The sequence below is a fragment of the Achromobacter sp. 1011811831 genome (assembly GCF_059760905.1).
The window spans coordinates 26,990-39,184 of record NZ_JCBANG010000015.1 but is presented as its reverse complement, the minus strand read 5'-3'; the positions used below and the strand labels follow the sequence as shown (position 1 = coordinate 39,184).

At 67.9% G+C, this 12,195-nt stretch carries 11 protein-coding genes; 10 read left to right on the top strand and 1 reads right to left on the bottom strand.

Going from position 1 to position 12,195, the window contains the following annotated elements; genetic code table 11:
• Positions 1–14 precede the first annotated feature (14 nt).
• Positions 15–1,151 carry a polysaccharide biosynthesis/export family protein gene (locus AC6LJ9_RS08465; RefSeq protein WP_498147254.1) on the bottom strand — a complete coding sequence of 379 codons (1,137 nt, stop codon included), beginning with the start codon at positions 1,149–1,151 and terminating at the stop codon, positions 15–17.
• A 248-nt stretch (positions 1,152–1,399) separates the two neighbouring features.
• Here AC6LJ9_RS08465 and AC6LJ9_RS08460 point away from each other — a divergent pair, with 248 nt between their 5' ends.
• The 10 genes from AC6LJ9_RS08460 (at position 1,400) to AC6LJ9_RS08415 (ending at position 12,186) form a co-directional block, all read left to right on the top strand.
• Positions 1,400–2,809 carry an undecaprenyl-phosphate glucose phosphotransferase gene (locus tag AC6LJ9_RS08460; protein ID WP_498147212.1) on the top strand — a complete coding sequence of 470 codons (1,410 nt, stop codon included), beginning with the start codon at positions 1,400–1,402 and terminating at the stop codon, positions 2,807–2,809.
• 274 nt (positions 2,810–3,083) lie between these two features.
• The gene (locus AC6LJ9_RS08455) at positions 3,084–3,545 is read left to right on the top strand and encodes a GDP-mannose mannosyl hydrolase (RefSeq protein ID WP_498147253.1); all 462 of its coding nucleotides are present in this window, start codon (positions 3,084–3,086) and stop codon (positions 3,543–3,545) included.
• Entirely contained in the window at positions 3,542–4,972 is a 1,431-nt protein-coding gene (locus tag AC6LJ9_RS08450; RefSeq protein ID WP_498147211.1) for a mannose-1-phosphate guanylyltransferase/mannose-6-phosphate isomerase, read from the top strand. The genes AC6LJ9_RS08455 and AC6LJ9_RS08450 overlap by 4 nt, the downstream gene beginning before the upstream one ends.
• Entirely contained in the window at positions 4,959–5,366 is a 408-nt protein-coding gene (locus tag AC6LJ9_RS08445) for a VanZ family protein (RefSeq protein WP_498147210.1), read from the top strand. The genes AC6LJ9_RS08450 and AC6LJ9_RS08445 overlap by 14 nt, the downstream gene beginning before the upstream one ends.
• A gap of 10 nt (positions 5,367–5,376) precedes the next feature.
• Complete coding sequence (gene gmd, locus AC6LJ9_RS08440; RefSeq protein ID WP_103275454.1) at positions 5,377–6,486, top strand: GDP-mannose 4,6-dehydratase; 1,110 nt, start codon at positions 5,377–5,379, stop codon at positions 6,484–6,486.
• A gap of 6 nt (positions 6,487–6,492) precedes the next feature.
• Entirely contained in the window at positions 6,493–7,446 is a 954-nt protein-coding gene (locus AC6LJ9_RS08435) for a GDP-L-fucose synthase family protein (protein WP_498147209.1), read from the top strand.
• Between the two features lie 36 nt (positions 7,447–7,482).
• Positions 7,483–8,799, top strand: coding sequence for a lipopolysaccharide biosynthesis protein (locus tag AC6LJ9_RS08430; RefSeq protein WP_498147208.1), 1,317 nt, complete (start codon positions 7,483–7,485; stop codon positions 8,797–8,799).
• 23 nt (positions 8,800–8,822) lie between these two features.
• Entirely contained in the window at positions 8,823–9,725 is a 903-nt protein-coding gene (locus AC6LJ9_RS08425; protein WP_498147207.1) for a glycosyltransferase family 2 protein, read from the top strand.
• Between the two features lie 42 nt (positions 9,726–9,767).
• Positions 9,768–11,057 (top strand): O-antigen ligase family protein, encoded by a 1,290-nt coding sequence (locus tag AC6LJ9_RS08420; protein WP_498147206.1) that lies wholly within the window; start codon positions 9,768–9,770, stop codon positions 11,055–11,057.
• The gene (locus tag AC6LJ9_RS08415; protein ID WP_498147205.1) at positions 11,050–12,186 is read left to right on the top strand and encodes a glycosyltransferase; all 1,137 of its coding nucleotides are present in this window, start codon (positions 11,050–11,052) and stop codon (positions 12,184–12,186) included. Before AC6LJ9_RS08420 ends, AC6LJ9_RS08415 begins: the two co-directional genes overlap by 8 nt.
• The last annotated feature ends 9 nt before the right edge of the window (positions 12,187–12,195 follow it).

The window sequence follows — 12,195 nt, the reverse complement described above, 5'->3', positions numbered from 1 at the left end:
TGTTTGTCAGGCGACTACTTGATGGAATTGACGGTCTGCACCGTTTGCGCGCTGGGGAACAGGTTGCTGATGAAACGGTTCCAACGCACCAGGCCGGCCGTATCCACGAATACGACGTCTTTGGGCTGCAACTCGAATTTCTCCGCCACCGCGAGCGCTTGCGGCGATGCCGCGTTCAGGTGAAAGACCAGCGGTTTTGCCTCCTCCGTGCTGCGCACGACAAACACCTGCGAAGGATCCGAGTTCAACTGGCTGGGGCCGCCGGCCAGTCCCAGCGCCTCGTTCAGCGACATGCGGCCGTCCCGCATCACCGCCACCGTGGGCGTGGTCACCTCGCCCATCACGAAGATCTTGCTGTCATCGCGCGGCGTCACCCGCACGATGTCTCCCGCCTTCAGCAGGACCTGGTTCAGGTCCTTGCCGCGTTCGATCAGGGCCGGCAGATTGATGCGCGTGCGACGGCCTTCGCGGATGACATACACGCCGCTGCGATCGCCCGTCGCCAGGATGCCCCCGGCCCGGTTGACCGCTTCCATCAGGGTCATGGGAATGTCGTTGATCGCCAGCGCGCCCGGCGTCTTCACTTCGCCTTCCACATAGACACGCTTGCTCCGGTAGCCCAGCACGCGCACGGTGATCTGCGGATCCTGGATGTATTTGCTCGAACTATTGACTATGAGATTGCGCGCCTGAAGCTCCGTCAACCCGGCCACTTTCAGCAATCCCGTGTACGGAAACTGGATGAATCCAGTGGCTGATACGGCATAGCCCGGAATGCCCGAGGCGGTGTCCCCAATGGCTAGTTCGGTCGCCCCCGCGCCGATGGCGTAGGTTTGCGTCGGAAGCACGAGTTCGGGGTGGTCCCAGACCACGATCGAAAGGATGTCCCCGGGGCCGATGCGGTACGGCTCGCTCTTGCCGTACAGGCGGTCCACGCCGTCGTTGTCGATCAGCGCGTTGCGGGCGCGCACGTCGTCCATGACCAGCGCCGGCGTGAGCTCGCGGACCTCCGAGACGGAATTCGGATCATTGGGATCGACGAGGTGGCCGGCCTTGAAGGTCATGCCGGGGGACAAGGCGCAAGCGCCCAACGAGGACACGAGCGCGATGGCTGCCAGGGCCCGGCTCACGGTTCCGAAAATTGTCGTCATGGCGACTCCACGGTGAATGACTTCGTTGCCAGCAAGAGAGCCCGATGCGTAACGGGTTGCGACATTCCACTCTCTTTTTTCCGGCCCGCACATTCGACGGATGCCCTAAGCCTTCTCCTACATCGTTTGGAGGTTTCGAGTGCGCCCTCCAATCAATAAGATTTTTCCCGTGGCCCCAGGCTTTGCGGCAATGCAGCGGCCTGTTCCCGGTTCCTTCTGGCGTCTAGCCAAGAACACAGGAGTGCGCGATGGACACGCCCCAATCGGACGCGTCGGCAAGATTCAATGGCGCCAGCTTGCTCTATCGCCTGCTGGACGCGGGGATCGTGATCGCCTGCGGGCTCGCGGCCACCGAGCTGAAGTTCGCCGAGGACATGACCGGCGATCCGCCGCCCATCCATCTGTTCCTCATCTACCTGTGCGGGCTGGGCGTGGTCGCCGTCTTCCCCGCGTTCCGCCTCTACCAGTCCTGGCGCGGCCGGCGCCTGGCCGACCTGGCGGCGCGCTGCGTGGCCGCCTGGGCGACGGTGTTCGCGCTGGGCATCCTGATCAGTTTCCTCATGCACCAGGCGGCCGCGCTATCGCGCATGTGGGCGGGCGCCTGGTTCGCGCTGGCCGCCGTCACGCTGGTCGGCGCGCGCGTCGGCGCCTACTCCATCCTGGGCGCGGCGCGCGATCGCGGCCTGAACAGGAAGCGCGTGCTGATCGTCGGCTTCGGCGCCCTGGGGCACGATCTGTGGCGCCGGGTCCGGCGCCACAGCGAGGCCGGTTACGAAGTCGCCGGCATCTATGCCGAGCCGCACGAGAACCTGCCGTCGCAGGTACGACGCCTGCACAGCCTGGACCAGCTGCATGCCTTCGTCCTGGATCACGGCGTGCGCGAGATCTGGATCGTGCTGCCGATGGAGGCAGGGCAGGAGCTGCGCGAAGTGCTGCACCACCTGCGCAACGACCTGGTGGACGTGCGCTGGATCCCGGACGTGCTGTCGATCCAGCTGCTGGGCCATCGGATCGGCGACTTCCTGGGCCTGCCCGCCATCCAGCTCAACACCTTGCCCGCCGCCGGCGTGCGCGGCCTGGCCAAGGAAGCGTTCGACCGGGTGTTCGCGCTGTGCGCGCTGATCGGCCTGTCGCCGATCATGCTGACCGTGGCCGCGCTGGTGAAACTGTCCTCGCGCGGTCCGGTGCTGTTCACCCAGCCCCGCCTGGGCGTGGACGGCAAGGTATTCCGCGTCTACAAGTTCCGCACCATGACGGTGCACCAGGAGCACGGCGTGGTCACGCAGGCCACCCGGGGCGACGCGCGCGTGACCCGGGTCGGCGCCTTCCTGCGGCGCACCAGCCTGGATGAGCTGCCGCAATTCATCAACGTGCTGCTGGGCGACATGTCGGTGGTCGGCCCCCGGCCGCACGCGCTGGAGCACAACGAGATGTACAAGGACCTGGTGCAGCGCTACATGATGCGCCACCGCGTCAAGCCCGGCATCACCGGCTGGGCACAGGTCAACGGATTCCGGGGCCAGACCGACACGCTGCGCAAGATGAGCGACCGCGTCGAGCACGATCTGTACTACATCCAGCATTGGACCTTCCGCATGGACCTGCGGATCATCGCCCGCACGGCGATCTCCGGATGGACGGGCCGCGATGTCTACTAGAGGGGTTAGGCCCCCCCCCGAAGCGCTGCGCGCTTCCCCCCCAGGGGGGCATGCCTGCGGACCGGCGGAGCCGGATCCGCGGCATCCCGATAGCGGGGCAGCGGTGGCGTGCGGGGGGGCTGTGCTGGAGGCTGCCGCTGGTGGTGCGTCCGGGCTGGAAGCCGCCGCCGCTGGGGGTGCGTCCGGGCGGGAGGCGCCAGGTGTTTGCGGTGCGTCTGATGTGCGCGGGACGGCAGTGCCTGGAGCGGTTCAGTCGGCGGAACCGGCCGGCGGCCTGTTGTCGCCGGCGGATTTCCGGCGGGCGGTGGAGATGCTGCCGCTGGTGTCCATCGACCTGCTGCTGCGCGACGACCAGGGGCGCTACCTGACCGGGCTGCGCAACAATCCGCCGGCGCAGGGGTCGTGGTTCGTGCCTGGCGGGCGCATTCGCAAGAACGAGCGGCTGCAGCGGGCGCTGGATCGCATCGTCCGGGAGGAACTGGGCCTGACCGTGCCGGTCTGCGCCTGGACTCCGCGCGGCGTCCATGAGCATTTCTACGCCACCAATTTCGCCGGCGAGACCGGCCGTTCCACCCACTACGTCGTGCTGGCCTACGAGGCCGAGCTGGCGCCGGACCTTGCCGTCCTGCCGCTGGCCCAGCACCACGGATACCGCTGGCTGCTCCCTGCCGCCATCGCCGCCGATCCCGGCGTGCATCCCTACACCCGGGCCTACTTCAAGGAGTACGCGCCATGACCAACCCTCCTCCCCCCTACCGCGCCGTCATCCTCTGCGGCGGATCGGGCTCGCGGCTGTGGCCGCTGTCGCGCGAGCTGCTGCCCAAGCAGTTCATCCGTCTGACCGATGACCGCAGCCTGTTGCAGAACACCCTGCTGCGGCTGGACTCGGCCGGCGCCCAGGCGCACCCCACGCTGGTCTGCAACGAGGCGCACCGCTACATCGCGGCCGAACAGGCGCAAGAGCTGGGAATCAAGGATGCCGAGCTGATCCTGGAGCCCCACGCCCGCAACACCGCGCCGGCCATCGCCGCCGCCACGCTGCGCGCGATGCGCGGCGGCGAGGACCCGGTGATGCTCATCATGCCGTCAGACCACGTGCTGGAGGACGGCGAGGTGCTGGCCGCTGCCTATGCGCAGGCCTATCTGGCGGCGCGCCAGGGCGCGCTGGTGACCTTCGGCATCACCCCGACCGCGCCGCTCAGCGGCTACGGTTACATCCAGGCCGACGCGCCCGCCGCCATGGCGCCCGCCCGCCGCGTGCGCCGCTTCGTCGAAAAACCCTCGCCGGAGGTGGCGCAGCGCTTCATCGAGGAAGGCAACTACTACTGGAACAGCGGCATGTTCGCGTTCCAGGCCTCGGTCTTCCTGGCCGAAATGGACCGGCTGGCGCCGCGCATGCTGCAACAGGTGCGCGCCGCGATCGCCGCCGGACATGGCGACGATGCGCTGTTCCAGCTGGACGGTCCGGCCTTCGAGGCCTGCCCCAGCGATTCGATGGACTACGCCATCATGGAGCGCACCGACAGCGCGGTGGTCATTCCGCTGGCCGCGCCCTGGAGCGACGTGGGCGCCTGGGACGCGGTCTGGGGCATCGCCCCCAAATCGGTGGAAGGCAATTCGACCACCGGCGACGTGATGGTGGAGGATTCGCGCAACTGCCTGATCCACTCCACCAGCCGGCTGGTCGCCTCGGTGGGGCTGGACGACATCGTGGTGATCGAAACCGCGGACGCCGTGCTGGTCGCCCACAAGTCGCGTTCGCAGGACGTCAAGCGCCTGGTGGAAGCCTTCAAGGTCCAGCACCGTTCCGAGCTGAACCATCACCGCGAGGTGCAGCGGCCCTGGGGCTCCTACGACTCGGTGGGCCAGGGCCCGCGCTACCAGGTCAAGCGGATCACGGTCAAGCCCGGCGCCCGGCTCTCGTCGCAGATGCACCATCACCGCGCCGAGCACTGGATCGTGGTGTCCGGCACGGCCCGCATCTACAACGGCGACAAGCAATACCTGCTGACGGAGAACCAGTCCACCTACATCCCGCTGGGCGAGGTCCACAGCCTGGAGAACCCGGGCAAGATCCCGCTGGAAATCATCGAGGTGCAGTCCGGCGCCTATCTGGGCGAGGACGACATCGTCAGATTCCAGGACATGTATGGCCGCGCCTGACACCGCGCGCGCGCCGTTCTGGCGTCCGGGGCTGGCGCGCGTCTGCCTGCCGGCGGCGGCGCTGTTCTTCCTGGCGCTGGTGACGATCGGCAACCTGCCCGGCCTGGCCGCGCAGATGTCCGACGCCTATGGCGACAAGCGCCTGCACCTGGCCGCCTACGCCACGCTGACCTGCCTGGCCTACGCCTCGTTCAACCGGCGGCCCGCGCTGTGGGCATTCCTGTCCGCCACGGCGCTGGGCGCGCTGGACGAAGGCATCCAATCGTTCTTCCCGTACAGACAGGCGGATCTCGTAGACCTTTTGGCCGATATCTCGGCGGCGGGTGCAACAGTAATCTCATTGCACATTGGTTCCGCAGCCATCGGCTCCTTTCGTGCAGTCACTAAGTCTTAAGGATACAACCATGCCAAAACGGGCACTGATTACCGGCGTCACAGGCCAAGACGGCGCCTATCTGGCGGAGTTCCTGCTCGCCAAGGGCTACGAGGTGCACGGCATCAAGCGGCGGGCCTCGCTGTTCAACACCGCGCGCATCGATCATCTGTACCAGGATCCGCACGACCAGCCGCGCAACTTCGTGCTGCACCACGGCGACATGACGGATTCATGCAGCCTGATCCGCATCGTGCAATCGGTACAGCCCGACGAGATCTACAACCTCGCGGCGCAGAGCCATGTCGGCGTGTCGTTCGAGGAGCCGGAATACACCGCCAACGCCGACGGCCTGGGCACGCTGCGCCTGCTGGAAGCGATTCGCATCCTGAAGCTGGAAGACAAGTCACGCTTCTACCAGGCCTCGACCTCCGAGCTGTACGGCCTGGTGCAGGAAACGCCGCAGCGCGAGACCACACCGTTCTATCCGCGCAGCCCCTATGCCGCCGCCAAGCTCTACGCCTACTGGATCAGCGTGAACTACCGCGAGGCCTACGGCATGTACGCCTGCAACGGCATCCTCTTCAACCACGAGTCGCCCAAGCGCGGCGAGACCTTCGTCACGCGCAAGATCACGCGCGGCCTGGCGCGCATCGTGCTGGGCCTGCAGGAATGCCTGTACCTGGGCAACCTGTCCGCCCTGCGCGATTGGGGCCACGCGCGCGACTACGTGGAAATGCAGTGGCTGATGCTGCAGCAGGACAAGCCCGAGGACTATGTCATCGCCACCGGCCGGCAGTACAGCGTGCGTGAGTTCATCAACACCGCCGCGCGCGAGCTGGGCCTGCTGCTGGCCTGGGAAGGCGAAGGGGTGGAAGAAACCGCCACCGTGCTGTTCAGCCCCATCCACGACATCAAGCCGGGCCAGGTGATCGTGCGGGTGGACCCGCGCTATTTCCGCCCGACCGAGGTCGAGACGCTGCTGGGCGACCCCACCAAGGCCCGCGAGAAGCTGGGCTGGTCGCCGCGCACCAGTTTCGCGCAGCTGGTCAAGGAAATGGTCGAGAGCGACCTGAAGGAAGCCCGGCGCGACGCGCTGGTCGAGCAGAACGGCTATGAAATCTACGCCTACAAGGAGTAAGCCGCCATGACGAACCTGGATCAGCGGGTATTTGTCGCCGGCCATCGCGGCATGGTGGGCGCGGCGCTGGCCCGCGAGCTGGACCGGCGCGGCTATCGCAACGTGATCACGCGCGGCCGGCAGGAGCTGGACCTGGAGAACCAGAACCAGGTCCACCGCTTCTTTTCGACCACGCAGGTGGACGTGGTGTACCTGGCGGCCGCCAAGGTCGGCGGCATCCTGGCCAACCAGAACCACCCGGTGGACTTCCTCTACCGGAACCTGATGATCCAGTGCAACGTCATCCGCGCCGCCTACGCGGCCGGCGTGCGCAAGCTGCTGTTCCTGGGTTCCTCGTGCATCTATCCGCGCGAGGCGCCGCAGCCGCTGCGCGAGGACGCGCTGCTGACGGGCCCGCTGGAATCGACCAACGAGCCCTACGCCATCGCCAAGATCGCCGGCCTGAAGCTGTGCGAGGCCTACCAGCGGCAATACGGCGCGCGCTTCATCTGCGCCATGCCGACCAACCTGTATGGCCCGCGCGACAACTACGACCTGCACAGCAGCCACGTGCTGCCGGCGCTGATCCGCAAGTTCCACGAAGGCCGCGAGGCCGGACAGGCCAGCGTGACGATCTGGGGCACCGGCGCGCCGCTGCGCGAGTTCCTCTACGTCGACGATCTGGCGCGCGCCTGCGTCATGCTGATGGAGCACCCGGACGCCACGGGCGTCTACAACATCGGCGCCGGCCAGGACATCGCGATCGCGGAACTGGCCACGCTGGTGGCGCGCGTGGTCGGTTTTCGCGGCGAGATCGACTATGACCGTTCCAAGCCCGACGGCACGCCGCGCAAGCTGATGGATTCCGAACGCATCCGGGCATTGGGCTGGCGTCCGGAGATCTCGCTCGCGCACGGCATCGAGCTGGCCTATGGCCATTTCCTGCGGGAGCATCCGCAACAGGCGGTGCCCGTGGCCTGAGGGTCGCGCCCGCGAGGACGACAGACAGGCTTACCGATGCGCGCTTTCCTCAGCAGACACGTCGCCGGCAATGCCTCCTTCTGGGGGCTGGTGGAGTACGGCGCGGGACCGGCCGCCGCGCTGGTCGCCCTGCCCCTGCTGTTCCGGCAGCTGGGCACGGTGGGCTTCGGGCAGTATTCCATGATCATCGCGCTGGCCGGGTTCGGCAACGCCGCCAACCTGGGCGCCGCGGTCACGGCCACCAAGCTGGTGTCCGAACGCGCGCACGAACCGCGCGGCGCCTACCGCGCCGCGGGCGTGGGCATGGCGTTGATAAGCTGCGCGCTGGCCGTGGTCTCGGCCATCGCCATGCTGCTGTGGCTGGTGGTGGGCCTGGGCTGGCCCGGCGCCACCTTCGGCGGCGTGGCGGTCACGCTGCTGGCCATGCCGGCGCTGGCCGTCTACCTGACCCAGCAATACGACCAGCTGCTGTCCGGCTGCCTGAAAGGACGCGAGGACTTCCGCGCCACGGCGCTGTGCGAGGCCTTCAGCCGCGCCGGCACCATGGCGCTGGCCTGCGCCGTGGCGCTGTTCACGGCCTCCCCGACCTGGACCGCCCTGGCGCAGGCGCTCGGCCTGCTGCTGGCCGGCACCGTCAAGATGTTCGTGTTCTCGCGCGCCTACGGCCATGCGCTGCTGCGCCCGGTGATCGACCGTCCCGCCATGATGGCGGCCTTCCGCTTCTCGCGCTGGTCCTGGCTCAACAGCCTGAGCGCGCTGGCCTTCGGCTCGGTGGACCGGGTGCTGGTCGGCGGCCTGATGGGCCCGGCCGCGCTGGCGATCTATACCGTCGGCGTGCAGGTCGGCCAGATGATCCATACCGCCTCGGTGGCGGTGTTCCAGAAAGCCATGCCGCGCGTCAGCCGGCTGCTGGCGGCGCCGCCCTTTCCCGGCGCCGCCGAACGCGAAGTCCGCCGGCAGATGCTGTGGAACCTGGCGCTGTCGGCCGGCGCCACGCTGGCCGTGCTGGCCGCCAGCCGGCCGCTGCTGGACCTGATGCTGGGACCCGCCATCGCGGCCGGCCATCTGCACACATTCCGGCTGCTGATCGCCGCGTCCGGCCTGCTGTCCTTGAACGCGGCCGCGCATTTTTCGCTGCTGGGCATGGGCAATTCGCGCGCCGTCGCCATTCTGAATGGATTGGGAGGACTGGCCATGCTCGCCATCATGGCCGCGCTCGCCACCAGCGCCGGCGAACAGGCCGCGGCCTGGGGCCGCATGGCCTATGCCGCCATCACCCTGGCCGGCGTCGCCTTGGCGATCCGCCAGTCCCGCCCGGAATTCCAGGGCGCCATGCCCGCCGCCACCCGCTGAGCCGAACCAGGAAGAGGCCCCACATGAGCAAGCGCCACAACGAATGTACCCGCGAACTGGTCGACTTCGTCCGCGAGCTGCGTCCGCCCGCCCCCATCGCCGGCGGCCTGCTGCCCAAGCTGAGCATCGTGACGCCCTCGTACAACCAGGCCCGCTTCCTGGAACGGACCATCCTGTCCGTGCTGAACCAGGGCTATCCGCGGCTGGAATACATCATCATCGACGGCGGCTCCACCGATGGCAGCGTGGACATCATCCGCAAATACGAACGCTACCTGGCCCATTGGGAAAGCCGGCCCGACCGCGGCCAGTCGCATGCCATCAACAAGGGCTTCGAGCGCGCCACCGGCGAATACGTGGGCTGGCAGAACTCGGATGACCTGTACTTCCCGGGCGCGCTGCGCAAGCTGGGCGCGGCGGCCGCGCGCGGCCGGGCGCCGATCGTCAGCGGCAACCTGTTCGTGGCCGACGCCGACAACCGCATCTTCCGCAAGATCCACTACACCCCGGTCAGCCGGGGCACGCTGACCGTGGTCAAGGCGTCCATTCCGAACCAGTCCGCCATCTTCCGCCGCGACCTGCTGAAGAAACACGGCCTGCTGCAGGAGAGCATGCGCTACTGCATGGACCTGGAACTGTGGAGTCGCCTGCTGCGCGAAGGCAAGAACGTCATCGTTCCCGAGGCCATGGGCGTGTACACCGTGCACGACGAGACCAAGACCGCGCTGATGCAGGACGTGCTGCTGGAAGAGCGCAAGCAGATCGTGGAACGCATCCGCGACAGCGAGCCCGGCCTGGGCAGGCTGTTCCAGCTGTCCTGCCGCGCCTCGAAGGTAGCGGCCCATGCCCGCCAGGGCGACCTGTCCTACCTGTTCGAAAAGCTTGCCACCCGGCTGCTGGGCCGCGACGACTGGACCGCGCACTAGGCGCGCCTTCCACCATCCGCCCTGAGCCACGGAGCCGCCGCCATGCCCAGCCGCCACCTTTCCACTCTGCATCTGCTGGGCCTGTTCGCCTTCACGGCGCTGGCCCTGAACGACGACAGCTTCATCCTCGGCGTGGGCAGCTTCAAGCTGTCGCCCTTCGACGTCATCTTCGTCGCCATCCTCGTCGTCAAGGCGATGCGGCTGGCGGATCCGGCGGCCTACGCGCTGCCGCGCGGCACGCTGGGCCTGCTGCTGGGCGCGCAGGTGCTGTCGGTGGCCTACCTGCTGCTGGTGTCCATCGACCATCCCGGCATCGAGACCGGCGACGTGGCGCGCGATCTGCGCATCGTCTTCTATTTCCTCAGCACGCCCTTTCTTTGCTACAAGGACATCGACACGCCGCATGCCTATGCCGTGCTGCAGAAGTACATCATCGCCGCCTGCCTGACGGTGGCCACGCTGATGCTGCTGCAACAGCTGCAGGGCTTCAATATCGCCAACCCGGTGCGCAATGTCCGGCTGGGCGTCTGGGCCATTCCGCTGGGCGTGGTGTCGCTGCTCTACTTCCGGCGCACGCTCAGGATCTCGGGCCCCAAGGCCTACGCCTTGACGCTCTATATGCTGCTGGCGCTGGTGTTCTCGCTGAACCGCAGCCAGTACCTGCAGCTGGCCGTGTCCGTGCTGCTGGCCATGATGCTGGCGTCGGGCTCCGAGGTGCGCCGTCGGGTCGTGCTGATCTTCGCGCCCGCCGCCGTCGCCGGCGTGCTGGTGTTCGCCAGCATCGGCTACCTGGACGTGCTGACCAACCGCATCTTCAGCGTCGAACGGCTGGACGAGGACTCCAGCTACGGCGCGCGCGTGCAGGAGATGCAAGGCCAGATGGACTTCTTCGCGCAAAGCCCGGTGTTCGGCAAGGGCGCGGGATTCCGCAGCTGGGTCATGGGCGAGAACGGCTTCGAGCTGAGCACCTTCGCGCACAACTCCTGGGCCTTCTACCTGATGAAGTTCGGCCTGGTCGGCACCGTCATGATCATGCTGCCGCCCCTGCTGATCCTGCTGCTGTCGCTGTTCCGGCGCTACGCGCATCCCGGCCTGGAGCTGCACCGGCGCTACCTGCTGGCCACCGTGCCCATCTATATCTTCATCGATTCCATGTCGGGCGGCCTGGCCTATGCGCCCAAGACCGCCTTCACCGGGTTCCTGCTGTGCTACTGCCTGTCCCTGCTGCGCAACGCGCGGGCCATGCCGGTGCCCGTGCTGGATTCCGCCAGCCCCAGCAACCGTCCGGACGCGCCGCGCCGGACCCTGACGCGAGTGCTGCCCCATGCCTGATGTCCTGTTTGTCGCGCCGGACCTGCACGGCGGCGTGGGAAGATGCGTGGCCTTCATCGCCGACGGCCTGCCCGCCCACGGCGTCGATGCCTCGCTGTTCCTGCTGCGCGCCCGCAACCGCGAGTACCCCATCGACAATCCGAAGGTGGTCAAGGCCTTGCCGGTCATGGAATCGCCGCTGGCGCTGCGGCTGGCGCTGCCGCTGGCCTTCGCCAGGCTGCTGGCGCAGATCCGCCGCGACAAGCCGGCCATCGTCTGCTCGCACGGACTGCTGTGCAACATGCTGGCCGTGGCCGCCCGCAAGATCCTGCGCGGCCGCTTCGCCATCGTGGCCTTCGAGCACAGCAGCCCCGCGATCCACTACGGCGCCTCGCGCATGCGCCGCCTGAAGTACTGGCTGGTCAGCCAGACCTACCGCCGCCATGACGCCGTGGTCGGCGTCTCGGAAGGCGTGAAGGAAGACCTGGTCAGCATGTTCCCGCCGCTGCGCGGCAAGGTACACACCATCTACAACGGCGTGCCGCTGGATGACGTGCGCGAACAAAGCGCCGCGCCGAAGCCCCCGGCGGCGCCCGCCACGGATGAGCCGTACCAGGTCGTCGCGGTCGGCAGGCTGGAGGCGGTCAAGGACTACGCCACGCTGATCGACGCGGCCGCGCTGCTGGACGATCCGCGCATCGCCTTCACCATCCTGGGAGAAGGCTCGGAGCACGCGGCCCTGCAGCGCCGCATCGACGCGCGTCCGTCGCGTTCGGCGGTACGCCTGGCCGGACATATCGACAACCCCTTCCCCACGATCGCCCGGGCCGGCGCCTTCGCCCTGACCTCCGTGCGCGAGAGCTTCGGCAACGTGCTGGTGGAGGCCCTGTGCCTGGGCGTGCCGGTGATTTCCACCGACTGTCCGCACGGCCCGGCCGAGATCCTGGACGCCGGCCGCTACGGCCTGCTGGTCCCGGTCGGCGACGCGCCAGCGCTGGCGGCGGCGGTCCGGCGCCTGGCCTACGACACGGCGACGCGGGAACGGCTGGCCGCCGACGGGCCGGCCCGCGCCGACGCATTTTCCCTAGACCGGCACTGCCGCGACGTCATTGCGCTGTTCCAGCCCTTGATGCGCCGTGGCGCGCCCTGACCTGGATCG